This window comes from Roseateles albus (genome assembly GCF_028595345.1).
Taxonomy (GTDB): Bacteria; Pseudomonadota; Gammaproteobacteria; order Burkholderiales; family Burkholderiaceae_C; genus Paucibacter_A; species Paucibacter_A albus.
The window spans coordinates 68,840-94,291 of the sequence record NZ_JAQQXT010000018.1; the positions used below are offsets into that span (position 1 = coordinate 68,840).

The window sequence follows — 25,452 nt, forward strand, 5'->3', positions numbered from 1 at the left end:
GGCTAAGTGGAAAAAGCTGAAAGTACTCTACACCAAGGCCCCGGCGTTTGGATCGTCCGGGTCGCCCTTGTTGACCGGCGTACTGACCAAATCCTCACGCTTGACGCCCAGCCACATGGCGATCGATGCCGCCACGAAGACCGAGGAGTAGATGCCGAACAAGATGCCGATGGTCAGTGCGACCGCGAAGTAATGCAGCGTCGGGCCACCAAAAATCAACATCGACAAGACCATCATCTGGGTCGAGCCGTGGGTGATGATGGTGCGGCTCATGGTGCTGGTGATGGCGTGGTCGATCACCTCGTGCGTGCTCATCTTGCGGTACTTGCGGAAAGCCTCGCGCACCCGGTCAAAAATCACCACCGACTCATTGACCGAATAGCCCAGCACAGCCAAGACCGCCGCCAACACCGAGAGCGAAAACTCCCACTGGAAGAAGGCAAAGAAGCCCAGAATGATGACCACATCATGCAGATTGGCAATGATGCCCGCGACCGCAAACTTCCATTCGAAGCGCACAGCCAAGTAGATCATGATGCCGATCACCGTGGCCAGCAATGCCTTCGCCGCGTCGTGCCCCAACTCCTCACCGACGGCCGGGCCCACCACCTCGCTGCGCGAGAGCTTGATCGGCTCAGCCCCAGCCGCCGTCATACAGACCTGCTTGCTGATGGACTCGCCCTTGTCACTGATGCTTTGACGCTGGCTGATGGTGCCTTGCTCGGCCTTGCACAACTCGCCGAACACCAGATCGACCTGCTCGGTCTGCTTGATGTCGGCGCGCAGCGGCAGGCGGATCATCACGTCGCGCGTGCTGCCGAAGTTCTGCACCTGCACCTCGCCAAAACCGAGCTTCTCGACGATCTGACGGGTCTTCTCGATATTGGCGGCCTGCGCGTATTCGGCCTCGATCACCGTGCCGCCGGTGAACTCGATCGAAAAATGCAGGCCTCGCGTGATCAAGAAGAACACTGCGGCAGCAAAGGTGACGAAGGAAATGACGTTGAAGATCAACGCATGCTTCATCAGCGGGAGATCCCGCTTGATACGGAACAGTTCCATTTTTCTAGCTCCGCCTAATCAGGACTTGGCCACGGGCTGATCAGCCGCGATAACCTCGGTGGGTGGGATCCAAATCTGTCCGATCGACAGCGATTTGAGTTTCTTCTGACGGCCATACCAAAGATTGACCAGCGCGCGCGAGAACACGACCGACGAGAACATCGAGGTCAAGATACCCAGGCAGTGGACGATGGCAAAGCCCTTCACCGGGCCAGAACCAAAGGCCAGCAGCGACAGGCCGGCAATCAAGGTGGTGACGTTGGAGTCCAGAATGGTGGCAAAGGCGCGCTCGTAGCCGATGGTGATCGCCCCTTGCGGGCTGGCACCAGCGCGCAGCTCCTCGCGGATGCGCTCATTGATCAGCACGTTCGAGTCAATCGCCATACCCAGCACCAGCGCGATCGCCGCGATACCCGGCAACGACAGCGTCGCCTGCAGCATCGACAACAAGGCCACCAGCAAGAGCAAGTTGAAGCCCAGCGCCAGCGAGGAGATCACGCCGAACAGCCGGTAGTAGATGCTCATGAAGATCGCGACTGCGACAAAACCCCAGGTGACCGAGAGAATGCCCTTCTCGATGTTTTCTTTACCCAGGCTTGGGCCGACGGTCTTTTCTTCGATGATTTCCATTGGCGCGGCCAAGGAGCCGGCGCGCAGCAGCAGCGCGGTATCGCTGGCTTCCTGGGTGCTCATCGCTCCCGAAATCTTCACTCGGCCGCCGCTCAACTCGCTGCGAATCACCGGCGCGGTCACGACCTCGCCCTTGCCCTTTTCGAACAAGATGATGGCCATGCGCTTGCCGATGTTCTCGCGCGACATGTCCTTCATGATGCGGGCACCCTTGGCGTCCAGGGTCAAGTCCACCGAAGCCTGGTGATTCTCATCAAAGCCGGGCTGCGCGTCGGTCAGGTTTTCACCGGTCAACACCACTTGCTTCTTGACGATGATGGGGCCAAAGCCGCGGTCGATGAAGCGCTCGGTACCAAAGGGCACCGGGCCGCTGCCGGCCAAGGCAGCTTGCGCCTCGGCGCTGTCGTCCACCATGCGCAACTCCAGCGTGGCGGTGCGGCCGATGATGTCCTTGGCCTTAGCGGTGTCTTGCACGCCGGGCAGTTGCACGACGATGCGGTCGCGTCCTTGCTGTTGAATCGTCGGCTCGGCCACGCCGAGTTCATTGACCCGGTTGTGCAGCGTGCTGATGTTTTGCTTCAGCGCCGCGTCTTGCACGGCCACCATAGAAGCGGGCTTGAGGCTGCCGGTCAGGCGCTGATCCAGGCCTTCGGTCGAAGCCGTCCACAGCACATCGCCGAGTTGCGCGCTCAACAGGTCTTGCGCTTGCTTGAGCACGGCGGCGTCGCGGAAGGACACCACCACATTATTGCCATCGCGGCTGATACCGGAGTGACGAATGCCCTTGTCGCGCAACATCGTGCGCACATCGCCGGTCAGCGATTCGGCCTTTTTGGTCAGCGCCGACTTCATATCGACCTGCATCAAAAAGTGCACACCGCCGCGCAGATCCAGACCCAGATACATCGGGAAAGCATGAAGGCTGGACAACCAGTGCGGCGAGCGCGACAACAGGTTCAGCGCGACGATATAACTAGGATCGGCCGGGTCGGTATTGATCGCCTTGCTGATCGCGTCCTTGGCGTGAATCTGCGCGTCCAGGTCGGCAAAGCGTGCCTTGATCGAGTTGCCTTCGAGTTGGACGAAATCGGGCGTGATCTTGGCCTCTGCCAGAGCGGCTGCGACCCGGCTTTGCAGCGCAGGGTCGACCTTCAGCGTGGCCTTGGCACTGGACACCTGCACGGCCGGCGCCTCGCCGAAAATATTCGGCAAGGTGTAGATGGTGCCGACGAGTAACGCGAAGATAAGGATCGCGTACTTCCACATCGGATAACGGTTCATGCTGTTTCCTCTCAGACCCGGCCGTGATGGCTGCGTGGTGCTTGCGCACCAGGGCATGCTGTGCTGGGGGCGCTGCCCGGCCGCTTGAGCGGCCTCTGGACAACTTGGATAACTTGGATAACTTGAGCAAAGGGTGTGTTCGGTCGATGGGCTCGCATTGCCACCCATCAGCCAAGCAGCCCCGGTCAGTCTTACTTGACGGTGCCCTTGGGCAAGACTTGCACCACCGCGCCGCGCTGCACTTGCAACTCAACACCTGTGGCCACCTCGATCGAGATGAAGCTATCACCCAGCTTGGTGATCTTGCCCAGCAGACCGCCGGTGGTCACCACCTCGTCGCCCTTGGCGATCGCGTCGATCATCGCCTTATGCTCTTTCTGGCGCTTCATCTGGGGACGGATCATGACAAAGTACAAGACCACAAACATCAAGACCAGCGGCAGCATGCTCAGCAGGCTGGATTCGGTGCTGCCAGAAGCGGCCGGAGCGACCTGGGCAAAAGCATTGGAAATAAACACGACAGATCCCTTATGAATAAATGCGCCTAAGCCGGCTATTGATCAGCGATCAAGCGCCGCCAGGCGAACGAGCGCGGATTGTAAGCGCCCAAGCACGCAACAATCGGCCGGCCTTGGAACCCAACTTACCCGCAGCAATATGTGGTTGACATCCACATCATGCAAGGCTAAAGTTAAATATATCAACAGCATACCTACGAGCAAATCATGCCCTTGCCTCAAGCCAAAGCCAATCTGCCACGCTGGACCGGCGTCTTCCCCGCCGTCACGACCAAGTTCAAGCCGAACGAGGACTTGGATGTGGCCGAGATGGAGCGCCACTTCGAGTTCCAGATCGCCAACGGCGTTGACGGACTCGTCACTGGCGGCTCGCTCGGCGAAGCCAGCACCCTGACGCTTGAAGAAAAGCTCGAAGTTGCCAGCATCGCGGTGCGCGTATCTAACGGCCGCGTGCCGGTCTTGGCCAATGTGTCGGAAACCAGCACCCGCAATGCCTTGCGCTATGTCGAGGGCGCCGCCCGCATCGGCGTCGAGGGCTTGATGCTGATGCCGGCCGTGCTTTACCCGGCCGACACCCGCGAGGCCATCGCCAATGTGCGCACCATCTGCGCCGCTGCCGCGCTGCCGACCATGCTCTATAACAACCCGGTGTCCTACCGGGTCGATCTGAAGCCCGAAGACATGGTCGAGTTGGCCGACTGCGAATGGCTGGTTGCGATCAAAGAGTCCACCGACAACATCCGCCGTGTCACCGACCTGCGCAATGTCCTGGGCAATCGCTATCAGCTCTTTATCGGCGTGGATGACCTCAGCTTCGAGGCCTTGGCCTTGGGTTGCGATGGTTTGCTAGCCGGCTTGTGTGACGCTTTCCCGGCCGAAACGGTGGCAATCTACAAGCTGATGCGCGCCAAGCGCTATGACGAAGCGCTGAAGATTTATCAGTGGTTCATGCCGCTGCTGCACTTGGACGTGCACGCCAAGCTGGTGCAAAACATCAAACTGGCCGAGATGATGGCAGGCGTCGGCAACGAAAACGTGCGCCGCCCGCGCTTGCCCCTGGTCGGCGAGGAGCGTGCCCGTGTGATGGCCATCATTCAGCGTGGCCTCGACACCCGCCCGGATCTGAGTCGTTTATTCTGAGCAAGTGCAAGCGGAGGCGCTGAGCCTGCGATGATGTTGGCACTATGAAAAAAGCCGCCAGCACCTCAGCCCTTTTGCCAGCCGGCGACGGCAGCGACAAAAGGCGTTACGCCGACCAAGCCTATGACAAGCTGGAGTCGATGATCTCGACCCTGCTGCTGCGGCCCGGTGCGCCCATCGTCGAGTCCGAGCTGATCGAGCATACCGGCCTGGGGCGCACGCCCACACGCGAGGCGCTGATGCGTTTGGTTGCCAGTGGCTTGATCGTGCAGCAGCCCCGGCGCGGCTTGTTGGTCAGCGACATTCGCCTGGCCGAACACCTCGACCTGCTGGAAGCCCGGCGGGTCTTGGAGCGCCTGATCGCCTCGACCTCGGCACGAAGGGCCACGCCGCAGCAGCGCGACGACTTGCTCGACTGCGCGCGCCAAATGGTGGCCGCGGCCCAAGCCTCGGACTTGCCGGCCTATATGGCGGCCGACCAAGCGCTGGACCATGTCAACCACGCCGCCTGCCGCAACCCCTTTGCTGTGGCCGCGGTGATCCCGATGGCGATTCAATGCCGGCGGTTTTGGTATGCCTATCAACACCAGGGCGATATGAGCGAAGGCGCACGCTGCCATCTCGCTTTGGCGCAAGCAGTGGCCGAGGGTGAGCCCAACGCCGCCGCTGCGGCCTCCGACGCACTGCTCGACTATCTGCGCCAGTTCGCGCAGGCTGTCATTGCCTAACTCCAAGACCCCAGTACCCATGCGCTTCATTGACTCTCATACGGGCGGCGAGCCGACCCGCGTTTTGATTTCCGGCGGCCCTGACCTGGGCGCAGGCAGCATGGCCGAGCGCCTGGCCATACTTCGGGCACAACATGACGGTTGGCGCAGCGCGGTGGTGAACGAGCCCCGTGGCTCTGACGTGCTGGTCGGAGCGCTGCTGTGCGAGCCGGTCGATGCGGCCAACACCTGCGGCGTGATCTTCTTCAACAACGTCGGCACCCTGGGCATGTGCGGCCACGGCACGATTGGCCTGATCGCTACATTGGCCTATCTGGGCCGCATCAGCCCGGGCGAGCATCGCATCGAAACGCCTGTCGGCCTCATCACCGCCACGTTGACCGCAGACGGCAGTGTCAGCGTCGCCAATGTGCCGTCCTATCGCCATGCCACTCAAGTCGCCTTGAACGTGGCCGGCCACGGTCTGCTGCATGGCGATGTGGCCTGGGGCGGCAACTGGTTTTTCCTTTGCGCCGACCACGGCCTGAGTTTGAACCTTGGCCAGGCAGAAGCGCTGACCGATTTATCCTGGCGCATCCGCCAAGCCCTGCGCGAACAAGGCATCAGCGGCGCGGGGGGCCAAGAGATCGACCATATCGAGCTGACCGGCCCGGCCCAAGACCCGGCCAATCATGGCCGTAATTTTGTGCTGTGCCCCGGCAAAGCCTATGACCGCTCGCCCTGCGGTACCGGCACCAGTGCCAAGCTGGCTTGCCTGGCAGCAGACGGCAAATTGGCGCCCGGCCAGACATGGCGCCAGGAAAGCGTCATCGGCAGCGTTTTTGAAGCGGACTACCGGCCGGGAGAGATGGGGCAGATCCTGCCGCGCATTCAAGGCCGCGCCTTTGTCAATATGGATGCGACCCTGGTGTTCCAGCCCGGCGACCCCTTCGCCTGGGGCATACCGGTTTGAAGCAAAGCCGCAGCGCCGATGTGCTGATCGTTGGCGCCGGCATCATCGGCGCAGCCTGTGCACGGGCCTACGCGCGCCAAGGTTTGTCGGTCTGCGTGATCGAGCCGAGCGCGATCGGCGGCGGCGCGACCGCTGCGGCGATGGGGCATTTACTGGTCGTTGATGACGAAGCCGGCGGTGCTGACGCCGAATTCCAGCTGACTCGGCGCAGCCAGCAGCTCTGGCAGCAATGGCTGGACGAAAACTCCGAGCACCCGGCACTGGCCGAGCACCAGGCCTGCGGCACGCTGTGGATTGCAGCGGACGCCGAGGAGCTGGCCCTGGCCGAACGCAAGCAGCGCTGGTTGGCCGCCCGCGGCCTGGCTGCCGAGATGCTGGGCGCCGCCGATCTGGCCCGGGCTGAGCCCATGCTTCGTCAAGGTTTGGCCGGCGCCATGCGCGTGCCCGGCGACGCTCGCGTCTACCCGCCCAAGGTCGCCGCCCGCTGGCTGGCCGAAGCGCGCGCCGAGCTGATCGAGGGTCAGGTCTTGTCTTTTGACGGCCATGGCGTGGTGCTGGCCGACGGCCGGCGTTTTTGGGGCGCGTTGACGGTCCTGTGCGCCGGCTTGGCCGCCCAAGCCTGGCTGCCGCCGGGCTGGCTGATCCCCAAAAAAGGACAACTCGCGATCACCCAACGTTATCCAGGAATGCTCAACCATCAATTGGTCGAGCTGGGCTATATCAAAAAAGCCCATTTGAGCGATCAGGACACGGTTTCCTTCAATGTGCAACCCCGCCCCGGTGGCCAACTGCTGATCGGCTCCTCACGCCAGATCGGCCGCAGCGACCGCATACTGGATCCGGCCATCTTGCAAGACATGCTGCGCCAAGCCTGCAGCTATTTACCCGGGCTGCGAGACTTGAGCCTGCTGCGCTGCTGGACCGGTGTGCGCCCGGCCAGCCGCGATGGCCAACCCCTGATCGGCGCCCACCCGGAACTGGCACGCGTCTGGCTGGCCACCGGGCACGAAGGTTTGGGGATCACCACCTCGCTGGCCACGGCCGAGTTGCTGGTAGACCTCAGCCTCGGTGCCACGCCCTTGCTGGACGCCGGCCCATTCTCACCGAGTCGCTTTTTATGAGCCCAGCACTGCTAACTGCCCAAATCACGGTCTACATCAACGGCCAGGCCCAGCGGGTTCCGGCGGGCTGCAGTGTGGCTGCAGCGCTTGCCCATGCGGGCTTGAACCTCAGCAGGCGCTCGCTGACCGGCCAGCCGCGTGCGGCTTTTTGCGGCATGGGTCAATGCCAGGAGTGCCGGGTCAGCATTGACGCGGTGGCGAACCGGTTGGGCTGCCTAACACCTGCCAAAGACGGCATGAAGATCAAGACCGAAGCATGAAAACGCCGAACGCTTTGCAGGCCGATGTGATCATGGTGGGCGCCGGCCCCGCCGGCATTGCGGCGCTGCAGCCGCTGCTCGCAGCCGGGCGCAGCGTCATCTGGATCGATCAGGCCGGCCAGGCAGGCGGGCAGATTTGGCGCGCCGGCGTGGCCCAGCCCTGGGCCAAACAGCTTGCCGTACTGCTGCCGCACTCGGGCCTGCGCCGCCTGTTTGGCCATGCGGTGATTGACGCCGACAGACCCTCGGAAGGCAGCTATCGCCTGCGCCTGCAAAATTTGGCTGAGCCCACGGCGGCGGCGCTGCTGGTGCAAGCGCCGCAACTGCTGCTGGCGCTCGGCGCACGCGAACGGTTTTTGCCCTTTCCGGGTTGGACCCTGCCCGGCGTCAGCGGCGCTGGGGGTCTGCAGGCGCTGGTCAAAAGCGGCTGGCCGGTGGCGGGCCAGCGCGTCGTTCTGGCTGGCTCTGGCCCCTTGCTGCTGGCAGCTGCCGACAGCGCCCGCGCAGCAGGCGCGCAAATCACCCTGGTGGCCGAACAGGCCTCGCGCCGGGCCCTGGCGGGTTTTGCCGCCCGCTTGACGCCGGCCAAAGCAGCGCAAGCGGCCGGGCTGGCTTGGCGGCTGCGCGCCACGCCTTACCGCAGCGGCAGCTGGGTCGTCAAGGCACTGGGCCAGCAGCGGCTTGAAGGCGTGGTGCTGAGCAATGGCCGCACGCAATGGGAGCTGCCTTGCGAGGCGCTCGGCGTCGCTTACGGCCTGCTGCCGAATATCGAACTGGCGGAGCTGCTGGGCTGCCGCATCGAGGCCGGCGCGATCGACGTTGATGCCACGCTGCAGACCTCGCTGCCCGGCGTCTATGCGGCGGGCGAATGCACCGGCATTGGCGGCGTCGACAAGGCCCTGATCGAGGGGCAACTGGTTGCGCGGGCCTTGCTTGGCCACAGCGCCACGCCCGCCCTGCGTCGCCAAAAGGCACAAGCCGAGCGCTTTGCCAAAACGCTTGCCGCTACCTTCAAGCTGCGTCCCGAGTTGCTGACCCTGGCCGATGCCAAGACCATCATCTGCCGCTGCGAGGACGTCACGCTGGCCGAGTTGAAGGGGCAGCGCAGCTGGCGCGATGCCAAGCTGCAAACGCGCTGCGGCATGGGCGCCTGCCAGGGCCGTATCTGCGGCCCCATCACGCAAACCATGCTGGGCTGGCCCGAAGCGCAATCAGGGCGCGGCGGGCGGGCGCCGCTGCAACCCACGCCGCTGGCCTGCCTGCTGGACGACTGAGCTGACGTCATCACCGCGTCATCTGGCTGGGCGCTAATGCGCTGCTGTTTATTCGCCCGGCGCCTCTTGATCGGCCTCGCGCGAGCCTTTCAAAAGCCCGGTGCACTTTCGCTCATATGTGGACTCCCGAACGTCACGACCGCATCATCTCGCTGCTGCATCAGCGCCAGCGCCTGACTACCGACGCTTTCGCCTTGGAGTTGGGTGTTTCCAAAGAAACCGTGCGCCGCGATCTGATCGAGTTGGAGTCCAACGGCAAACTCAAGCGCATGCATGGCGGTGCGGTGCCTTGCGACTTGCCGGCCGAGAACCTGGCAGAGGCCAGCTACCTGGAGCGGGCGCGCCAATTTCAGGCCGAAAAGCGCGCCATCGCACGACATGCCGCCGCGCTGATCGAACCCGGCAGCGCCTGCTTTATCGACGCCGGCTCAAGCACGCATGCACTGGCACAAGCCTTGTTGAACAACAAAGGCCTGCGCGTCATCACCAATTCGGTCGAGGTGGCCAAGACCTTGGCGGCCGGCTCAGACATCGAGGTTCATTTGCTGGGCGGCAATCTGCACACGGACGTGCCGGCCACCAGTGGTGATTTCACCATCAGCGAGATCGCCCGCTTTCATGCCGACTACGCCTTGATTTCACCCACGGCCTTGAGCCCGGAACATGGCGCACTGAATTACGCCTGGCATGAGGCCGGCGTGGCGCGCGCCATGTTGGCCCATGCACGCCACAACATCATGCTGGCCCATGCCGACAAACTGGGACAAGGCAGCCGCGTCCAGATTTGCGGCGCGGCGGCGATTGATTCTTTGATCACTGACAGCCAAGCCGAGCCGGCCATGCTGGAGCGCCTGCGCAGGGCCGGCATCAAGCGGGTCATCAGCGCGCCCGTCTGAACCGAGGCGCTGCGCGCTACTGAACCGCGACGGGCAGATTCGCGCTGCGCCACTCGGGGAAGCCGCCGCGGAACCAATAGACCTTGCTATAGCCGGCTTTCAAGGCGGCATGACTGGCCTTGAAGCTCTTCCAGCATTCGGCGCCATTGCAGGCAAACACCAGCGGCGTCGCCTTGTTGGCAGGCAGTTTGCTGATATCAAAGGAATCATCGGCGGCCTTGAAGTCGGCGTCTTTGGCGCTCTTCTCGCCGTATGGCAGCAGGCTGGCGCCGGCGATATGGCCGGCCTTGAACTCGACGTCATTGCGGGTATCGAACAAGAGCGCGCCCGCCTTCTGCAGTTGTGCGACAGTGGCGGCGTCAACCACAGTCGCGCCGGGCAGGCTGCGCGGCGTGAAATAACCCAAGGTCGACACATAGTCGAAGTCCTTGGCTGCCAGGGCTTGCAATTTTTGTGCACCAAAAGCACCCGGTGCGGCCGCCATGTTCTTGGCCAGGGCCGCCCTCAGGGCTTCGGGCGAAGTTGTCGAGGCCGGCTTCAACGCCACGCCCATGCCCGGCACGGCCTTGCTCTGCATGACGACCTTGAGCGGCTCACCCGCGGCCACCCAGCGCTCAAAGACCGCCCGCTCCACCGCCACCACATCGCAGCGCTTGATTTGCAGGCAGATCAACAAAGCGTCTTGATAGCGGCTTTCGACCACGCTGCTGAAATGCCGCTTGACCGTCGTGTTGGCGGCATTGAGTTCGCCCCGCAAGAGGTAGGTCACCACGCTGTCTTGCTGGGGCAGGCCCAGGCGCTTGCCGGCGGCACTTTCGAGACTGCTGACCGAGCTGGTATTGAAGGCCACCAAGACCGCTTGCACCGGCTTTTCAATACTGGCGACGGGCACATAGCCATAGCGCACCGCGCTGCCGATCACATGCGCCGGCGCCACGAAGACGTCGAACAAACGGGCTCGGGTGGCCGACAGGTCGGCAGATGCATCCGTCGAGGGCGTGACCTTCAGCGCCGCACCACGTTCGGGGCGCAGCGATTGCTCGAGCGTCGACTTCCAAGCGCTGAAGGTGGCGAAGCGCGATTGTTCCGCTTCATCGCCAGGGTTGATCAGCACCGAATAGGGTTCGGCAGAGGCAGCGCCCACCGTAGCCGCAGCGATAGCAGGCACCGTCACTTGCAGCATCAGAGCAGCCGCGACCAAGGTGGGCTGCGCCAGCTTGACCCACAAGCCGGCGAATTGGCTGACGCATAAGGCGCGCATAAGGTATTCCATACCAGCCAGTCTAGGCCATACACGGGCGCTCACGCAAACTCTGACACGCGCCCTTACAAAAAGGCGCAGCCAATGCACAGAGACTTAAATACTGTCCTTGGGCTTGGCACAGCCGGGCTTGCAAACCACCTCGGTGCGCCCCAGCACGCGCTTGGACTGCAGGTTATTGGGTGTGCGGTGCTTGCCGCATTTGAAGCAGGAGCGAGTGTGGCCGCTACCCAGAAAAGGTGATCCGCCTAACTTCGACTCATAGCGCAGACCGTTGTCGCTGACGCTGGTGTAGGTGTCTTTGCTCATTGTTCTCACTCCTTAGCCTTGCCGACCCACGGCGCGAGGGGCGCGACGGGCCCGATATGCGTTGACTACTCCCATCCCTCTACACAATAGTAGGCGGCAGATATGGCAATTGACTACCTCGCTTGCCCCAGGTTTTGTCACAATTCGGGTAAGTCATACCGCCTATTTAGGGGATTACTGCGGCGGATCGAAGGAGTGACGGCGCAAGTCCTTCGATTAGGCGATTGCAAGGACAATGGCCCGATCACTCCAAACGACACTGAACCCCAGTCACCCCCCCATGGCCAAGTTATTTTTCCGTTATGCCGCAATGAACGCAGGCAAGTCGACCGCCTTGCTGCAGGTGGCACACAACTATGAGGAGCGCGGCCACAGCGTGCGCTTGTTTACCGCGCGGGTTGATGACCGCTACGGCAGCGGCCAGATCACTTCGCGCCTGGGGCCGCAGCGCGAAGCGGAGCTGTTTGAGCCGCAGACCGATTTCCTGGCCTTGAATGCGGCGCAGCCTGGCGTGGCCTGCCTGCTGATCGACGAGGCTCAGTTTCTCAACAAGACGCAGGTCTGGGCGCTGCATGAGTTGGCCCATATCCACAACCTGCCGGTCATTTGCTACGGCCTGCGCACCGATTTCCAGGGCGAGCTATTCCCCGGATCGGCCAGTTTGCTGGCCTTGGCCGATGAGATGGACGAGATGAAGACGATCTGCGACTGTGGTCGCAAGGCAACAATGAATATGCGTGTCGACGCCAACAACCGCAAGGTCACCGTCGGTGACCAGGTCGAAATTGGCGGAAATGCCCGTTACCGGGCCGTCTGCGGACGTTGCTTCAGGCAGATTTGAAGGAACACGACCTCGGAGCGGGCCGTTTTGTTCCAGGTTCAAGCCATCACGGCTTGGTCAGCAACTCATCCAGCTCCTTGCAAGTGGGGGAGCATACGGGTTGAGATTTGCCCAAAAGCTTCTTGGACTTGAGCATTGCACGCGGGCGATGTTTGCCGCACAAAAAGCACGACATGGTTGCCGCACCGAAGGAGGAGGTCGCCGCAAATGGCGAACCTGGAGCTTTTGAGCGGTAGCGCAGTCCATCAGCTTCGATGGTGGTTTTAGTACTGTCCTTGGCCACGTCGGTCCTGATTTGAGTTAGAGAGAGCCTGGCACAAACGCTCAGCCGGATTTTCCTCGATCCGATTGGGCAAATGCGCCGACCCTGTATTTTCCACTATCTGGAGGCCGATCTCGCGCGCAGTTCGCTACTCGCCCCCTTGGAGCGAGGGAGGGGATTCCCTAGTTGCGCCAAATTCAGTTTAAAAAATCCGCGCGACGGGCTGCCGCGGCACTCATCCGCCGATGAAGTGGGCTGGTCTTTTTTCCTGCCAGGCAGCAACGCCTTCGGCTAAATCCCTTGAAAGATTGGCATGTGCGATATCGGCTTGCAGCGCTGCCTCATCCAGCGCACCCCGGGCGATCGCGTTCAAGTGCTTCTTCATGCCCAGCAAGGCCAAAGGCGCCATCTGCAACAGGTCCGCCACCAAAGCCTCGCTGGCCAAATCCAGCTCGGCAGCGCCGGCCAAGAGCTGATCCAGAAAGCCGCAGGCCAGCATTTGCTTGGCGTCCAAGGTAGCGCCCGCCAGCAAAACCCGTTTGGCCCATTGCAGGCCCAGCCGGCTGACATAGCGCTGCAGGCCGCCTTGATAGAAATGCAGGCCCAAGCGCGCCGCCGGCACAAACATCTCGCAGGCCGCAGCGCCCAAACGGAAGTCGCTGGCCAGCGCCAAATCGGTCGCACCGCCATAGAGCCCGCCCTGAATCTTGGCCACCGTGATGGGCCGCGCCGCCTCCCAGTCATCCGCTAAGGCCTCGAACAGGGCGCCGGCATTTACGCCCGGCACAGCAGCAATATTGAAACCGCTACAAAAGTAACGGCCTTCGCCGCTAAGCACCAAGACCCGCACCTCGTGCGCCCTGTTGACCTGATCGACCTGCGCGCGCAGCGTGCGCAAATCCTCGATCTCCAAGCGATTGGCCAAGCGCGGCCGGCGCAGCGTGATGCGGGCGACGTGACCGTCGATTTGAAGCAGTGGAGCGAGACCGTTCATTGGTGTAGAGGACGCATGATGTTCTCAGTCTAGGGCAAGCCCGCGCCGTGGCCCGGCGGCTGGCTCAAACAAAGCGTCTGCGCAGGCCCAGCGCCAAAACAGCAAATGCCGCCTCGAATAGCAGCGCCAGCGCGGCCGCCGGCAAAGCGCCAGCCAACAAGAGTTCGTGGTCATTCAGCGCCAGACCGGTGACGATGCGCTCACCCAAGCCTCCGGCACCGATGAAGGCGGCAATCGTCGCGGTGCCGACGGCGATGCTGGTCGCCGTGCGTACGCCGGCCAGCACCAGCGGCAAGGCCAGCGGTAACTCAATCAAACGCAGGCTCTGCCAGGGCGTGAGCCCCAGGGCCATGCCGGCCTGCTTGAGCCCCGCCGGCACCTCGGCCAAGCCGGTGCTGGTATTGCGCATGATGGGCAGCAAGGCATAAAGCGTCAGTGCCAGCATCGCCGGCAGGCTGCCGATGCGCTCGACCCAGGAGATCAGCGCGGCCAGCAGCGCCAGCGAGGGCACGGTTTGCAGCAAGCCACAGGCCCCCAGCAGCAGGCCTCGCAGGCGCGCATGCGGCGCCACCAGCAGTGCAAGCGGCAGGCCGATCACGCTCGCCAGCCCGACCGAAGTCAGAACCAGACTCAGGTGTTGCAAGGTCAGGCGCAGCAGATCCGGGCCAAACAGTTTGTGCCAAAAGCCTGTTTGGGCAGGCTCGCTCACCGCGCTGGTCTTGGCTTGCAAATGCTCGGTGGCGATCAGCTCAAAACTCTTGCCCTGCAATTCGGCCTTGGCATTCATGTCAATCATGGCCGCCTCGTCGATGCTGCCGGCCAGACCCTGCAGCGCCGCCCATGCGGCGGGAAAGCGCTGCGGCACATCGAGCCGATACAAGATCACCGCGTAATAACGCGGGAAATGAGCGCCATCGTCTTGCAACACGCGCAGGCCCAAGTGGGCGATCTTGGCGTCAGTCGTGTAGATATCGATCACATCGGTTTGGCCGGCGCTCAAGGCCTCATAGGCCAAGCCATGGTCGAGGCCGGTCGGCTGCTGCCGCAGACCATAGCGTTTGGCCAGCCCGGGCCAACCGTCGGCTCGGCCAATGAATTCATTGCTGAGCCCCAAGCGCAAATGGGGCTGCCGGGCCAGATCGGACAATTTGCTGATGCCCAGCGCTTGCGCCCTATCTGCCTGCATCGCCAAGGCATAGCCATCGTTGAAGCCCAGCGCGATATCAACGCCCAGACCCAGCGGCTTCAGTTGCTCACGCATTGCGGCCAAGCTTGACGGTGTCTTGTTCTTCAAAATCTCCTGGTCTATGGTGCCGGCGTACTCGGGGTACAGATCAATACTGCCGGCTTGCAGGGCGGCGTAGACAATGGCGGTATTGCCCAGGCCGGCGAGCACCTCCACATTGCCGGACTTATCCGTTCCTTGTGCAGTTTGCGCCAACACATGCGCCAAGATGTAGGACTCGGTGAAACGCTTGGAACCGATGCGCAGCACATCCGCGGCACCGCAGGACAGCGCACTGAACAGCAACAGGCAAAGCGCCAAAACCAGTTGTTTGGCCTTCATGCGAAACGCAGTCCGAGTAGACCTTGCAGCCCGCGGCGGCCACGCGGCGTGATGCGCAAGGCGCGACTATCCAGTTCGTCCTCTACCCAGGTCTCGTTGACGAGCCACTGCAGCCAAGCAGCGCCCAAGGCCCCGCCCAAATGCGGGCTGCGTACGCTCCAGTCCATGCAGGCGCAGGCGAGGCGCCGCCTGCTTGACCTTGCAGCCTCCACATCCAAGCCCAAGGCAGCAAAGCCCGCAATCCCCGTCGCGCTGAGCGTATAGGCTCGCGGCAGGGCCGCATCGATTTCTAGCCAGCTGCTGCGCAAAGCATGGTCATGCAGACGCACGGCCCAGTCGCCGGCAAGATGGTCATAGCAGCGACGCGCCTCCCGCATGCCAGGCGGTGTGCTGGGCTCAAAGGGCTTCATTGCCCGGCTGACGCTGCGTCCGGCCAGCACCAACATCGCCTCCAGGGCCGCGCCGACCTCGCCGCCGGCCAGCTTGTAGTAACGGTGACGCCCCTGCGACTGGCACTCGATCAAGCCGGCACTGCTCAAGCGCGCCAGATGCGCGCTGGCGGTCGAAGCTGCCACCTCACCCACCGCCGCTAACTCGGTAGCCGTACGGGCATGACCATCCATCAAGCAGCACAAGATGCGCGCCCGCGCCGGCTCGGCCATGCACTGGGCAATCTCGGCCAAGGCCGCGTCGGCAAAAGTCTGCTGCTCATCCATGCTTCGATGCTAAACGAAGCATGACCAAGGCAAGGCAAAGATACTGGCGCCATGACTTGCCCCTACCTCGCCCCCACCGCTGCGCTGAGCGTGCTCAATGCTGCCGCATCGCCCGACTCCACTGCCATGCAGTCCTTTTACAGCGCGCTGAGCAAGCAAGCCGCCTTGCAGTTCGACCAGGCATCGGGTTGCTGGCTTGCCGCAAGCCCAGCGCTGGCACATGCCGCCTTGGAGCACCTCGCTCTGGGCGTACGCCCACCGGGCCAAGCTGTACCCGTAAGCCTGCAAGGCCGCCCCTTTGGAGCCGTCTTCGCGCGCTGGTTGCGCATGCGCGACGACGCCGCGCGCGAGGCCGAGAAGCGCGCCGTTCTGTTGGCGCTCGAGCGGCTTGACGCGGCCCTGGTCGAGCAAATCGCTGTGCGCCAAGCCGACCTGGCTTTAGACGTGGGTGTTGGCCTGGAATGGTCCCACTGGCAATGGCGCAGCATTCCCTGCACGGTGGCCGCGCTGCTTGGCCTGCCCATGTTCGACGCGGCCGATCAAGCAGGGCTGCAGGCCAAGTTGGCGGCCATGGCGCTCGCACTGAAACCCCAAGCGGACTTTGTAGCGCTGGACGCGGCCGACCAAGCCGTCGCTGAACTATTGGCCCAGCTAGGCGACGCAGCCGATGCGCCACTGGCTGCTGCACTACAGACACAGGCGCTGCGACTTGAGTTGGATGGTGGCCAAGCATGGTGGCAAGCGCAGGCGCTGGCCCTGCTCTGGCAAAGCTACGAGGCCGGCGCCGGCCTGCTCGGCCTTGCCCTGCTGGCGGCCACCTCAGTGGAAGCCTCGACTGCCTCGACACCGGATTTGGCCGCTTGTGCCGCCCTGCTCCAGGCGGCAGCTCGGCAGCCGGGCGCCATTCATCACACCCGCCGCTGGGCCTCGCGCGACTGCGTACTGGCCGGTCAGACATTGCAAGCGGGAGAGGCCTTGCTGGTGCTGCTGGTCGGCAGCGATGATCCGCAGACCGATACACAGACCGATACGCTGAGCTTCGGCAGCGGCCGCCACCGCTGCCCCGGCATAGCGCTGGCATTGACTGCCAGTGCGGTGGCTTTGTGGCGCGCATTGGAGGGCGGCGCCCGTCAGCAAACACCCCGGTGCACAGGCTATCAGGCCTTGGCCAATGCGCGCATTCCCATACTGAGCACAGCCAGGTTCGAGCAGGAGCAACCATGATCGCCGTCATTTTCGAAGTCAAGCCCCATCCCGCGCACTTTCAAGAGTACTTGGATCTGGCCGCCGAGCTGCGTCCTTTGTTGGCGCAGATCGACGGCTTCATCAGCATCGAGCGTTTCAGCAGCATGAGCGAGCCGGGCAAACTGCTGTCGCTGTCCTTCTGGCGCGACGAGGCGGCCGTAAGGGCCTGGCGCAATCTGGAACAACACCGCAGCACGCAGGCCTTGGGGCGCAGCCAAGTGTTCGCTGACTACCGACTGCGCGTCGCCGAGGTGCAAAGAGACTACGGCTTGCACGACCGCGAGCAGGCGCCGCTGGACAGTCGGCAAGCGCACCCAAGACCGCAGGCCTGATACCCTCAACGCTCACGGAGGATCTGCAATGCGACTCAAATTGACAGTCTTGCTGGCGCTGAGCGGCCCGGCTTTGGCGCTGGCGGGCGACGCGGTCGGCGAGGTTGACACCGTCTTCAAGTTCATAGGCCCGGACCACAAAATCGTCGTCGACGCGCATGACGACCCCAAAGTCAGCGGCGTGACCTGCTATGTGTCGCGCGCCAAGACCGGCGGCATCAAGGGTGGCTTGGGGCTGGCCGAGGACAAATCCGAGGCCTCGATTGCCTGCCGCCAGACCGGCCCCATTGCCTTCGCCAAAGCACTGCCGCAGCAAGAAGAAGTCTTCAATGAGCGGACCTCCTTGATCTTCAAAAAACTACGCATCGTGCGCATGGTCGACGCCAAGCGCAACACCCTGGTCTACCTGACCTATTCCGACCGCGTGATCGAGGGCTCGCCGCAAAACAGCATCAGCGCCGTGCCGGTGGATCGCGGTACGCCAATTCCGCTCAAGTAGCTGGCCGCACTTGTAAGTCGGCCGCGCTTGCCCTACGCTGGGAGCCCCGCCGGGCAGCCTCTCGACCGACCCGGCACTGGTACAAATGTCCATGCATCCCGCGTCAAGGAGCACGTCATGCCCAGTCCCGCCAGTCATCTCGAGGACAGCAGCCGCGGCTTAGCGTCCATTCGCACCTTGGCCCTGGTTGGGCCGGCCGGCGCGGGCAAGACCAGCTTGCTGGAAGCGCTGCTGTTGCATGCGGGCAGCATCACCCAAGCCGGCAGCGTCGAGCGCGGCAGCACTGTCAGTGACCACGACCCGCTCGAGCGCAAGCTGCAACACTCACTGCATACGTCATTGGCCCATTTTGAGCATGGCGGCTTGCGCATCCACGCGATCGACACGCCGGGAGCGGCCGATTTCATCGGCCAATCGCTGCCCGCCCTGGAGGCCGCAGATACTGCCGTCGTCGTCATCAACGCACAAAGCGGCATTGAGCCGATGGCCGTCAAGATGATGGAGACGGCCGCCCAGCGCGGCCTGTGCAGGCTGATCGTGATCAACAAAATTGACACGGCCGAACTTGATTTGCCGGGCCTGCTCGCGCAGTTGCGCGAAGTCTTTGGGCGCGAATGCTTGGCCCTGAATCTACCCGCAGCCGGCGGCAGCCGCGTGCTGGACTGCTTCTTCAACATCACGGGCCAAGCCGACTTTTCTTCGGTAGGGACTGCGCATCAGGCGCTGGTTGAGCAGGTGGTGGAAGTAGATGCCGCTTTTGTAGAACGTTACTTGAACGAAGGCGATGTCGATCCGCGCGAATTGCACGCGCCTCTTGAACAGGCGCTGCGCGAAGGTCATCTGATCCCGGTCTGCTTCACTTCCGCCCGCAGCGGCGCCGGCGTGGCCGAGTTGCTGGACGTGATCGCGCGGCTGCTGCCCAATCCGGCCGAGGGCAACCCGCCGCAGTTTCTGCGCGCTCAGGGGACCGAGGGCGCCGAGCCCTTGCTGGCAAAACCCGACCCCAACGCCCATGTGCTGGCCCATGTCTTCAAGATTTCCGGCGACCCCTACCTGGGCAAGATGGGTATCTTGCGCGTTCACCAGGGCACATTGACACGCAACAGCCAACTCTTTGTGGGGCATGGCCGCAAGCCCTTTCGCGTGGGCCATCTGTTTTTGCTACAGGGCAATAAGCATGTCGAGGTCGAGCAGGCGCTGCCGGGTGAGCTGTGTGCGATTGCCAAGGTCGACGAGTTGCACTATGACGCAGTGCTGCACGACGCGCCCGAAGACGAACATATCTTTTTGCGGCCCTTGGAGTTTCCGGTGCCCGTGCATGGCTTGGCCATCAGCCCGGCCCGTCACGGTGACGAGCAAAGGCTGTGGGAGATTCTCAATCGACTGGTTGACGAAGACCCATGCCTGAAGCTTGAGCACAGCGGGCAGACCAATGAAACCGTGGTTTATGGCCTGGGCGAACTGCATCTGCGCATGCTGCTGGAGCGGCTGCGGGAGGGCTATAAGTTTGAAGTCTTGACGCAGCCGCCCAAGGTTGCCTACCGCGAAACGATTTCTGCGGCGGCCGAAGGCCATTACCGGCACAAGAAGCAAAGCGGCGGCGCCGGACAGTTTGGCGAGGTCTATTTGCGCATCGAGCCGCTGGCCCGCGGGGCCGGCTTTGAGTTCGTCGACGCCGTCAAGGGCGGCACCATCCCGGGCCAGTACATGCCGGCCGTCGAGAAAGGCGTGCGCTCTGCGCTTGAAAGCGGTGTCGTTGCCGGCTACGCCCTGGTCGATTTGCGCGTCACCGTGTTTGACGGTAAACACCACGCCGTCGACAGCAAAGAAATTGCCTTTGTCACAGCCGGCCGGCGGGCCTTGATTGCGGCGGTGCGAGAGGCTCGGCCCTTGGTGTTGGAGCCCATGGTGCACATTGAAATCAGCGCGCCGGCCACAGCCGTGGGCGATATCACCGGGGACCTCGCCGCACGGCGAGGCCAAGTCAACGGCACCAAGGTTGGCGACAGCTCCGCCCCTGGCGCCATCACGGTGCAAGCGCTAGCGCCGCTGGCCGAGCTGTCCAGCTACCAAACTCGCCTGAATGCCTTGACCAGCGGGCAAGGGCGCTACACCCTGCAGCTGTCTCACTATGAGTCAGTGCCGCCCAACATGCAGACCCAGCTGATTGCGGCCTACAAGGCCAGCGATGAGGTCGACTGAGGCGGCGGGTCGCAGTAAACAAGCGACTGATGAACGGTTCTTTATCAATGCAGCGCCAAGCAGCAGTGAAAGCGCCTCATGTTGGCGCAGGTGACCTGAGCAAGACCCTGCATCTTTTGCGTTTGAATTGCCCCGGCGCAAAGCCTGCGAGCAATGAAGCTTTATCATACGGCCATGTCATCCGCCCCTGTGGACGTCGCCCAAGTCCGGTTGGACAACGCGATGCTCCTGTTCGAAGAGTTCGTTGCCGCCGCCGTGAAACAACCTGATGCAGCCGCCTTGCGGGGGCTGGAGCGGCGCTTTGCCGAGCGCCTGCAGATTCAGCCCAGCTATTGGAGCCAGATCAAGAGCCGCTCGCGGCAGATTGGTGAGCGTCTGGCGCGGCAGTTCGAACAGTTGTTCCACAAACCCGCCGGCTGGATGGACAAGCCCCAGCACAGCAAGAGTAAGGCGGCTGCGACCCCGGTGCAAGACAGCAGCCCGAGCGTGCCGCAAGATGATGATGAGCGCTTTATCGTCGGCTTGGTGCTGACCTATTACCGCCGCCACCCTCAGCGCGCCCGCACGCGTTTGCTGGATCTGCTGGGTGAGGTCCTGACGCCGCCGGCAGCGGCACCCGCGCTCGCCTCCCCCCGCTCGGTGCCGACAAGCCCGAGCGCGACCAGTCGGCCCAGCCCGGCTGCTGGCTCAGCACATGGCGGCGCCGCCGAGTTGGACGAGTGGCGGCGCCTTCAACAAGGCATAGCGCCCTTGAAGCCCAAGAAGCGTTGATCCACACCCCCCTAATTTCTTTATCAAAAAAGAAACAAAGCACTTGCGCAAGATAAACATTCGTTTATCATTTGCACAAGTCGCGGCGTTAGGCGTCGCGGCGATGACAGACCCCATAACGCCCAACTCAACTCTTTAACGGGCGCACCCCGCTGCACTGACGCCCCAGGCGCTCAAGAAGGCCGGCACTGCACCCAAGCCATTCGGCTCCGCCGATAAATCGTTAGTCGCAGCCCATCAATCGATCAGCAGCACCGATCGTGAGCCGCTGCAATTCCCAAAGCCGTCCTCGGCGGCTTGCCTCAAGCATTTGATTGACGCCGCAGCGGCCCAGCAGCGCCGCCGCATGCCCAAAAACTATTGCGAGCTCGGCTCGCCAAGGAATTTTGCATATGACTCAGTTCACCAGTCCCCGGCCCCTCAATTTGAAGCTGCGCAAACCGCGCAATCCGCTGGTTGCCCACGCGCTGATGCGCCAAGCCGGCAAGCACGGCCACTTCAACACCGGCAGTAGCCAGCGCCAAACGGCGCGCCGCGATCTGCACAAACAAACCCTGGAGATGACGCTGCCGGACAGCAGCGCCTGAACCGACCGGCCCTGCCTTGGGCCGATATGGAGAGACATCATGAGATTGACAGAATTGCGCGGCCCCGACGCAAGCGCCGCCGAATACGAATGGACTCACGAGGCCTGGCGTTTACGCTTGGCCATTGCGCTGCGCTGTGGCAGCGCGCTGCTGGCTCGCTTGGCGCATCGCTTGCTGCCTCAGCGCCACAAGCAGCGCAAACCCGAGTTGGAGTTCTATGCCGAAGCCGGCGCGCCCGAGGGCGCTTTGTATGCCGACGGCCGCCGCATCGGCACCTTGTCTGGCATCACGCGGCTGTGAAGCCAGCCACCGCCCCTTGGCCGCACTGAATCGGCGGTCAAGGGCGGTGTTTTGCCACGGCAAGGCCGCTGTTTGCGCCTCTTTTCTCGGCACCGGCCAGAAATAGTCGCTATACGATTGGGCATCACTCCAGCAAGTAGCCATGCCCGCGACCACACCCTTACCCGCTCTACGCCAAGCCCCCCCGGACTTGGCGGCATGGACGGCCCTGTTCTGCAATGCCGAAATCCCGGTATTGGCCGAAACGGCGGAATCACTGGAACTGCTACGCAGCAACGAAGACGCGGTTGACGCCAACAGCCTGGGCGAGATGATTGCCACCGACCCACTCATGACGCTGAAGGTCTTGGCCTACGCTGCCAATCACCGGTCGAGCCGCCTGATGACCGACGCCGAAACCGTCACGGCCGCGTTGGTCTTGATGGGCATCACACCCTTCTTCCGTGAGTTCGGCCCGCAGCCGACGGTGGAGGACAGGTTGGCAGCTCAGCCCCAGGCGCTAGATGGGCTGCAGCGGGTCTTGCACCGTGCCGAGCGGGCAGCGCGCTATGCGCTGTGCTTTGCCATCCATAGACGCGACCCGGATGCGGCTGTCATCCACAGCGCCGCCTTGTTGCACGATTTTGCGGAAATGCTGCTGTGGGTCAACGCGCCCGAGCTGGCTCAACAAATCCGGGACCGACAAACAGCTGACCGTCATTTGCGCAGCACGGCCGTGCAGCGCGAGGTATTGCATATTGAGTTGAGCGATCTGGAGCAGGCGCTGATGCAAGCTTGGCATCTGCCTGAACTGCTGCAACACATCACCAACGACAAGCGCGCCAATGACCCGCAGGTCCAATGCGTCAAGCTGGCGATTCGGCTGGCACGCCACACCGCCGACGACTGGAACGACGAGGCCGTGCCGGACGACTTGCTAGAGATCGCCAAGCTGCTCAACCTGAGCCAAGAGGCGACGCTCAAGTTGCTGCACGAATTCGACTGAGACAAGACCTGAGATGGCTGGGCCGACGCAAGATTTTTGGCAGCAACGCTTTGTCAGCGGGCAAATTCCCTGGGACCGTGGCGAAGCGCATCCGCAGCTCCTGTCTTGGCTCGAACAAGGCGAGATCACAGCGGGGCTTGATTTGGTGGTCCCCGGCTGCGGCCGCGGGCATGAATTGCTGCTGCTGGCCAAGGCCGGGATTCGTGCGCGAGGCCTGGACTATTCGCCCGCTGCAGTTGCCATGGCTCGAACACAACTGGCAAGCGCCGGTGGCTGCGACTTCGCGCAGGTGGAAGAAGCCGATGTCTTGGCGTGGCAGCCCCGCTCAGCCATCGACGCGGTCTATGAACAGACTTGTTTGTGCGCCCTGCATCCAGATCAATGGCTGCGTTATGCCGATCAACTCCATGCCTGGATCAAACCCGGCGGTCGACTTTTCGCCTTGCTGATGCAAGCCCGGAGAGACAGCGCGGGCCAGGGCATCGTGGAAGGTCCGCCCTACCACTGTGACATTCAGGCTGTGCGGGCATTGTTCCCTGCCGAGCGCTGGACTTGGCCAGCACCGCCCTACCCTGCACATGTCCACGCCCAAGGCTGGACGGAATTGGCAGTAGTACTGACTAGGCGATGATGCTGATATCTACTGCAGCTAAGCGGATTCGCCCCGGCTAGACGGGCACGGCCGTCGTGTTCTTCAGCCGATCCAGCACAAAGCTCGTTTTACAGTCCTGCACGCTGGGGTGCTTGAGCAGCGTCTCGGTGATGAAGCGCGCGTAATGCGCCATATCCTGCACCAGCACGCGTAACAAATAGTCCATATCGCCGGTCAAAGCGGCGCATTCCACCACCTCGGGCCAGGCTTGAACGGCGACCCGGAACAGCTCCATCGGATTGCGTTGATGGCTTTCGGTGTGTTTTTCGAGTCGTACATTGATATAAGCGGTTAAGCCCAAACCCACCTTTTCGGGCGGCACCAAAGCCACGTAGGCAGCAATTGCGCCCGACTCCTCCAAGCGCCGCACCCGCCGCAGCACAGCAGAGGCTGACAAGCTGACCTGCGCCGCCAAGGCGTCATAGGTGACGCGGCCATCGATCTGCAACGCCCTCAAAATGCGTCTATCAATGGCATCGAGCTGCACTTCATTTCCCATCTTTGTGATTCTCGCAGGATTCCTGCGGCTGGACGAACCCTTGCGCCAGAGTTCGCATGAATCCTGCGCATCAAAACACCTACAGTCTTGACCCATCGCAAGGTATTTTTTTGGAGACAAGAGATGGCATTCACCCCCTGGGAAAATCCAATGGGCACCGCAGGCTTCGAATTCATTGAATTCGCTGCACCCGATCCAGCCGAACTCGGCAAGCTGTTCCTGACCATGGGCTTCACCGCCGTGGCCAAACATCGGCACAAGAACGTCACCCTGTATCGCCAAGGCGGTGTCAACTTTCTGATCAACGCAGAACTCGATTCATTTGCCCAGCGCTTTGCTCGCCTGCACGGACCATCCATCTGCGCCATCGGCTTCCGCGTCCAAGATGCTGCTCACGCCTATCAGCGCGCCTTGGAATTGGGCGCCTGGGGCTTTGACAACAAAGCCGGCCCGATGGAGCTCAATATTCCGGCCATCAAGGGCATTGGTGACTCGCTGATCTATTTTGTCGACCGTTGGCAAGGCAAGAACGATGCCGCCGCCGGCGATATCGGCAATATCAGCATCTATGACGTCGATTTCGTCCCGCTGCTGGATGCGCAAGGTAAACCGGTGCCATCCAACCCCGTCGGCCTGGGCCTCACCTACATCGACCATCTGACGCATAACGTGTTCCGTGGCCGCATGAAGGAATGGGCGGACTTCTATGAGCGCTTCTTCAACTTCCGCGAAGTGCGCTACTTTGACATCGAAGGCAAGCTGACCGGCCTCAAGAGCAAGGCCATGACCAGCCCCTGCGGCAATATCCGTATCCCGATCAACGAGAGCAGCGACGACAAGAGCCAGATCGCCGAGTATTTGGACATCTACCATGGCGAAGGCATTCAGCATGTCGCCATGGGTACGGACGACGTTTACAAAACCGTTGAGCGCATGCGCAACTCAGGCGTCGACTTCCAGGACACCATCAACACCTATTTCGACTTGATCGACCGGCGCCTCCCGGGCCACGGTGAAAACGTCGAGGAGCTACGCCGACTGCGCATCTTGATCGACGGCGCAGCGCATTTGGACGCACCCAACGAGTTGTTGCTGCAGATCTTCACCAAGGAAGTGATTGGCCCCATCTTCTTCGAAATCATCCAGCGCAAAGGCAACGAAGGCTTTGGCGAAGGTAACTTCAAGGCCTTGTTCGAGAGCATTGAGCTCGATCAGATCCGCCGCGGCGTGCTGAAGGACGAGTCCGCAGCCTAAAGCCGGTCGGCGACCCTTCATGAGCCCTGAGGCAATATGCCTTCAGGGCTTTTTTTCTGCCTACATGTGCTGAAAATCCACAAGAATCCTGTCGTTAAACACCACAGGCCGTCTAATCCATGCGTCCAACCGAGGAGATGGTAAACGCCCTCAACAGTGTCCTCACAAAGACCAATCCTCGTTGGATCCATCTGCGTATTTCAGCCCATCGCGGCCACCCATTTCAGCGGAACGCGGACAGCGTTTCAGACGAAGGCGGACACCATTTCAGGCTGATCGCGGGCAGCGTTTCAAACTGATCCCGGACACCCCGA

General features: G+C 62.4%; 28 protein-coding genes. 18 read left to right on the forward strand and 10 right to left on the reverse strand.

Translation table 11 applies throughout. The features are described from left to right. Positions 1–27: 27 nt before the first annotated feature. The 3 genes from secF to yajC form a co-directional block, all read right to left on the reverse strand. Positions 28–1,062, reverse strand: a complete 1,035-nt coding sequence (gene secF / locus PRZ03_RS21775) for a protein translocase subunit SecF (RefSeq protein WP_263535766.1) — start codon at positions 1,060–1,062, stop codon at positions 28–30. An 18-nt stretch (positions 1,063–1,080) separates the two neighbouring features. Next, a complete protein-coding gene (secD, locus tag PRZ03_RS21780; RefSeq protein ID WP_273602238.1) occupies positions 1,081–2,973 on the reverse strand; it encodes a protein translocase subunit SecD in 1,893 nt (630 codons plus the stop codon). A gap of 191 nt (positions 2,974–3,164) precedes the next feature. Further along, on the reverse strand, positions 3,165–3,491 hold the full coding sequence (gene yajC, locus PRZ03_RS21785; RefSeq protein ID WP_263535764.1) for a preprotein translocase subunit YajC: 327 nt from the start codon (positions 3,489–3,491) through the stop codon (positions 3,165–3,167). A 207-nt stretch (positions 3,492–3,698) separates the two neighbouring features. Between yajC and PRZ03_RS21790 the strand changes: the two genes are divergently transcribed. The 7 genes from PRZ03_RS21790 (at position 3,699) to PRZ03_RS21820 (ending at position 9,862) form a co-directional block, all read left to right on the forward strand. Next, positions 3,699–4,631 (forward strand): dihydrodipicolinate synthase family protein, encoded by a 933-nt coding sequence (locus tag PRZ03_RS21790; protein ID WP_273602239.1) that lies wholly within the window; start codon positions 3,699–3,701, stop codon positions 4,629–4,631. A 44-nt stretch (positions 4,632–4,675) separates the two neighbouring features. Then, complete coding sequence (locus PRZ03_RS21795) at positions 4,676–5,359, forward strand: GntR family transcriptional regulator (protein WP_263535762.1); 684 nt, start codon at positions 4,676–4,678, stop codon at positions 5,357–5,359. 19 nt (positions 5,360–5,378) lie between these two features. After that, the gene (locus PRZ03_RS21800; RefSeq protein WP_273602240.1) at positions 5,379–6,311 is read left to right on the forward strand and encodes a proline racemase family protein; all 933 of its coding nucleotides are present in this window, start codon (positions 5,379–5,381) and stop codon (positions 6,309–6,311) included. Then, entirely contained in the window at positions 6,308–7,432 is a 1,125-nt protein-coding gene (locus PRZ03_RS21805; protein ID WP_273602241.1) for an NAD(P)/FAD-dependent oxidoreductase, read from the forward strand. The genes PRZ03_RS21800 and PRZ03_RS21805 overlap by 4 nt, the downstream gene beginning before the upstream one ends. Continuing rightward, positions 7,429–7,692 carry a (2Fe-2S)-binding protein gene (locus PRZ03_RS21810; RefSeq protein ID WP_273602242.1) on the forward strand — a complete coding sequence of 88 codons (264 nt, stop codon included), beginning with the start codon at positions 7,429–7,431 and terminating at the stop codon, positions 7,690–7,692. Before PRZ03_RS21805 ends, PRZ03_RS21810 begins: the two co-directional genes overlap by 4 nt. Next, a complete protein-coding gene (locus PRZ03_RS21815) occupies positions 7,689–8,966 on the forward strand; it encodes an NAD(P)/FAD-dependent oxidoreductase (RefSeq protein ID WP_273602243.1) in 1,278 nt (425 codons plus the stop codon). The genes PRZ03_RS21810 and PRZ03_RS21815 overlap by 4 nt, the downstream gene beginning before the upstream one ends. A gap of 116 nt (positions 8,967–9,082) precedes the next feature. Further along, entirely contained in the window at positions 9,083–9,862 is a 780-nt protein-coding gene (locus PRZ03_RS21820; RefSeq protein ID WP_273602244.1) for a DeoR/GlpR family DNA-binding transcription regulator, read from the forward strand. 16 nt (positions 9,863–9,878) lie between these two features. Here PRZ03_RS21820 and PRZ03_RS21825 read toward each other — a convergent pair whose 3' ends face one another. Together PRZ03_RS21825 and PRZ03_RS21830 are read right to left on the reverse strand one after the other, a co-directional pair. Then, positions 9,879–11,123, reverse strand: coding sequence for a rhodanese-like domain-containing protein (locus PRZ03_RS21825; protein WP_273602245.1), 1,245 nt, complete (start codon positions 11,121–11,123; stop codon positions 9,879–9,881). A gap of 96 nt (positions 11,124–11,219) precedes the next feature. Further along, entirely contained in the window at positions 11,220–11,432 is a 213-nt protein-coding gene (locus tag PRZ03_RS21830; protein WP_263535755.1) for a hypothetical protein, read from the reverse strand. Between the two features lie 280 nt (positions 11,433–11,712). Between PRZ03_RS21830 and PRZ03_RS21835 the strand changes: the two genes are divergently transcribed. Beyond that, on the forward strand, positions 11,713–12,273 hold the full coding sequence (locus tag PRZ03_RS21835) for a thymidine kinase (RefSeq protein WP_273602246.1): 561 nt from the start codon (positions 11,713–11,715) through the stop codon (positions 12,271–12,273). Between the two features lie 46 nt (positions 12,274–12,319). Here the strand turns inward: PRZ03_RS21835 and PRZ03_RS21840 are convergent, their stop codons facing one another. The 4 genes from PRZ03_RS21840 to PRZ03_RS21855 all read right to left on the reverse strand — a co-directional run bounded on the left by PRZ03_RS21840 (position 12,320) and on the right by PRZ03_RS21855 (position 15,812). Beyond that, positions 12,320–12,556, reverse strand: a complete 237-nt coding sequence (locus PRZ03_RS21840) for a hypothetical protein (RefSeq protein ID WP_263535753.1) — start codon at positions 12,554–12,556, stop codon at positions 12,320–12,322. A 214-nt stretch (positions 12,557–12,770) separates the two neighbouring features. Beyond that, positions 12,771–13,529: an enoyl-CoA hydratase/isomerase family protein gene (locus PRZ03_RS21845; protein ID WP_273602247.1), complete on the reverse strand. Its 759-nt coding sequence runs from the start codon at positions 13,527–13,529 to the stop codon at positions 12,771–12,773. Positions 13,530–13,593: 64 nt separating this feature from the next. Next, positions 13,594–15,096: a glycine betaine ABC transporter substrate-binding protein gene (locus tag PRZ03_RS21850; RefSeq protein ID WP_273602248.1), complete on the reverse strand. Its 1,503-nt coding sequence runs from the start codon at positions 15,094–15,096 to the stop codon at positions 13,594–13,596. Beyond that, positions 15,093–15,812: an ArsR/SmtB family transcription factor gene (locus PRZ03_RS21855; protein ID WP_273602249.1), complete on the reverse strand. Its 720-nt coding sequence runs from the start codon at positions 15,810–15,812 to the stop codon at positions 15,093–15,095. The genes PRZ03_RS21850 and PRZ03_RS21855 overlap by 4 nt, the downstream gene beginning before the upstream one ends. Before the next feature lie 51 nt (positions 15,813–15,863). Here PRZ03_RS21855 and PRZ03_RS21860 point away from each other — a divergent pair, with 51 nt between their 5' ends. From PRZ03_RS21860 to PRZ03_RS21900, 9 genes are all read left to right on the forward strand, one after another. Next, on the forward strand, positions 15,864–17,036 hold the full coding sequence (locus tag PRZ03_RS21860) for a cytochrome P450 family protein (RefSeq protein WP_273602250.1): 1,173 nt from the start codon (positions 15,864–15,866) through the stop codon (positions 17,034–17,036). Beyond that, the gene (locus PRZ03_RS21865) at positions 17,033–17,389 is read left to right on the forward strand and encodes an antibiotic biosynthesis monooxygenase family protein (RefSeq protein ID WP_273602251.1); all 357 of its coding nucleotides are present in this window, start codon (positions 17,033–17,035) and stop codon (positions 17,387–17,389) included. The genes PRZ03_RS21860 and PRZ03_RS21865 overlap by 4 nt, the downstream gene beginning before the upstream one ends. A 28-nt stretch (positions 17,390–17,417) precedes the next feature. After that, a complete protein-coding gene (locus PRZ03_RS21870) occupies positions 17,418–17,888 on the forward strand; it encodes a CreA family protein (RefSeq protein WP_273602252.1) in 471 nt (156 codons plus the stop codon). Between the two features lie 117 nt (positions 17,889–18,005). Beyond that, positions 18,006–20,090, forward strand: a complete 2,085-nt coding sequence (fusA, locus tag PRZ03_RS21875) for an elongation factor G (RefSeq protein WP_273602253.1) — start codon at positions 18,006–18,008, stop codon at positions 20,088–20,090. A gap of 174 nt (positions 20,091–20,264) precedes the next feature. Continuing rightward, a complete protein-coding gene (locus PRZ03_RS21880; protein ID WP_273602254.1) occupies positions 20,265–20,861 on the forward strand; it encodes a hypothetical protein in 597 nt (198 codons plus the stop codon). A 392-nt stretch (positions 20,862–21,253) separates the two neighbouring features. After that, complete coding sequence (locus tag PRZ03_RS21885; RefSeq protein WP_263535744.1) at positions 21,254–21,448, forward strand: hypothetical protein; 195 nt, start codon at positions 21,254–21,256, stop codon at positions 21,446–21,448. Between the two features lie 39 nt (positions 21,449–21,487). Beyond that, a complete protein-coding gene (locus PRZ03_RS21890; RefSeq protein ID WP_263535743.1) occupies positions 21,488–21,748 on the forward strand; it encodes a hypothetical protein in 261 nt (86 codons plus the stop codon). Positions 21,749–21,890: 142 nt separating this feature from the next. Next, a complete protein-coding gene (locus PRZ03_RS21895; protein ID WP_263535742.1) occupies positions 21,891–22,733 on the forward strand; it encodes an HDOD domain-containing protein in 843 nt (280 codons plus the stop codon). Positions 22,734–22,746: 13 nt separating this feature from the next. Beyond that, on the forward strand, positions 22,747–23,364 hold the full coding sequence (locus tag PRZ03_RS21900) for a methyltransferase domain-containing protein (protein ID WP_273602255.1): 618 nt from the start codon (positions 22,747–22,749) through the stop codon (positions 23,362–23,364). 37 nt (positions 23,365–23,401) lie between these two features. Here PRZ03_RS21900 and PRZ03_RS21905 read toward each other — a convergent pair whose 3' ends face one another. Next, complete coding sequence (locus tag PRZ03_RS21905; protein ID WP_273602256.1) at positions 23,402–23,884, reverse strand: Lrp/AsnC family transcriptional regulator; 483 nt, start codon at positions 23,882–23,884, stop codon at positions 23,402–23,404. 123 nt (positions 23,885–24,007) lie between these two features. Between PRZ03_RS21905 and hppD the strand changes: the two genes are divergently transcribed. Beyond that, complete coding sequence (gene hppD / locus PRZ03_RS21910; RefSeq protein ID WP_273602257.1) at positions 24,008–25,138, forward strand: 4-hydroxyphenylpyruvate dioxygenase; 1,131 nt, start codon at positions 24,008–24,010, stop codon at positions 25,136–25,138. The last annotated feature ends 314 nt before the right edge of the window (positions 25,139–25,452 follow it).

Bases quoted from the DNA above. Each gene is read 5' to 3' on its own strand.
- secF (WP_263535766.1), bottom strand. From the start codon at position 1,062: ATGGAACTGTTCCGTATCAAGCGGGATCTCCCGCTGATGAAGCATGCG.
- secD (WP_273602238.1), bottom strand. From the start codon at position 2,973: ATGAACCGTTATCCGATGTGGAAGTACGCGATCCTTATCTTCGCGTTA.
- PRZ03_RS21790 (WP_273602239.1), top strand. From the start codon at position 3,699: ATGCCCTTGCCTCAAGCCAAAGCCAATCTGCCACGCTGGACCGGCGTC.
- PRZ03_RS21795 (WP_263535762.1), top strand. From the start codon at position 4,676: ATGAAAAAAGCCGCCAGCACCTCAGCCCTTTTGCCAGCCGGCGACGGC.
- PRZ03_RS21800 (WP_273602240.1), top strand. From the start codon at position 5,379: ATGCGCTTCATTGACTCTCATACGGGCGGCGAGCCGACCCGCGTTTTG.
- PRZ03_RS21810 (WP_273602242.1), top strand. From the start codon at position 7,429: ATGAGCCCAGCACTGCTAACTGCCCAAATCACGGTCTACATCAACGGC.
- PRZ03_RS21815 (WP_273602243.1), top strand. From the start codon at position 7,689: ATGAAAACGCCGAACGCTTTGCAGGCCGATGTGATCATGGTGGGCGCC.
- PRZ03_RS21820 (WP_273602244.1), top strand. From the start codon at position 9,083: ATGTGGACTCCCGAACGTCACGACCGCATCATCTCGCTGCTGCATCAG.
- PRZ03_RS21825 (WP_273602245.1), bottom strand. From the start codon at position 11,123: ATGCGCGCCTTATGCGTCAGCCAATTCGCCGGCTTGTGGGTCAAGCTG.
- PRZ03_RS21830 (WP_263535755.1), bottom strand. From the start codon at position 11,432: ATGAGCAAAGACACCTACACCAGCGTCAGCGACAACGGTCTGCGCTAT.
- PRZ03_RS21835 (WP_273602246.1), top strand. From the start codon at position 11,713: ATGGCCAAGTTATTTTTCCGTTATGCCGCAATGAACGCAGGCAAGTCG.
- PRZ03_RS21845 (WP_273602247.1), bottom strand. From the start codon at position 13,529: ATGAACGGTCTCGCTCCACTGCTTCAAATCGACGGTCACGTCGCCCGC.
- PRZ03_RS21850 (WP_273602248.1), bottom strand. From the start codon at position 15,096: ATGAAGGCCAAACAACTGGTTTTGGCGCTTTGCCTGTTGCTGTTCAGT.
- PRZ03_RS21855 (WP_273602249.1), bottom strand. From the start codon at position 15,812: ATGGATGAGCAGCAGACTTTTGCCGACGCGGCCTTGGCCGAGATTGCC.
- PRZ03_RS21860 (WP_273602250.1), top strand. From the start codon at position 15,864: ATGACTTGCCCCTACCTCGCCCCCACCGCTGCGCTGAGCGTGCTCAAT.
- PRZ03_RS21865 (WP_273602251.1), top strand. From the start codon at position 17,033: ATGATCGCCGTCATTTTCGAAGTCAAGCCCCATCCCGCGCACTTTCAA.
- PRZ03_RS21870 (WP_273602252.1), top strand. From the start codon at position 17,418: ATGCGACTCAAATTGACAGTCTTGCTGGCGCTGAGCGGCCCGGCTTTG.
- fusA (WP_273602253.1), top strand. From the start codon at position 18,006: ATGCCCAGTCCCGCCAGTCATCTCGAGGACAGCAGCCGCGGCTTAGCG.
- PRZ03_RS21880 (WP_273602254.1), top strand. From the start codon at position 20,265: ATGTCATCCGCCCCTGTGGACGTCGCCCAAGTCCGGTTGGACAACGCG.
- PRZ03_RS21885 (WP_263535744.1), top strand. From the start codon at position 21,254: ATGACTCAGTTCACCAGTCCCCGGCCCCTCAATTTGAAGCTGCGCAAA.
- PRZ03_RS21890 (WP_263535743.1), top strand. From the start codon at position 21,488: ATGAGATTGACAGAATTGCGCGGCCCCGACGCAAGCGCCGCCGAATAC.
- PRZ03_RS21895 (WP_263535742.1), top strand. From the start codon at position 21,891: ATGCCCGCGACCACACCCTTACCCGCTCTACGCCAAGCCCCCCCGGAC.
- PRZ03_RS21900 (WP_273602255.1), top strand. From the start codon at position 22,747: ATGGCTGGGCCGACGCAAGATTTTTGGCAGCAACGCTTTGTCAGCGGG.
- PRZ03_RS21905 (WP_273602256.1), bottom strand. From the start codon at position 23,884: ATGGGAAATGAAGTGCAGCTCGATGCCATTGATAGACGCATTTTGAGG.
- hppD (WP_273602257.1), top strand. From the start codon at position 24,008: ATGGCATTCACCCCCTGGGAAAATCCAATGGGCACCGCAGGCTTCGAA.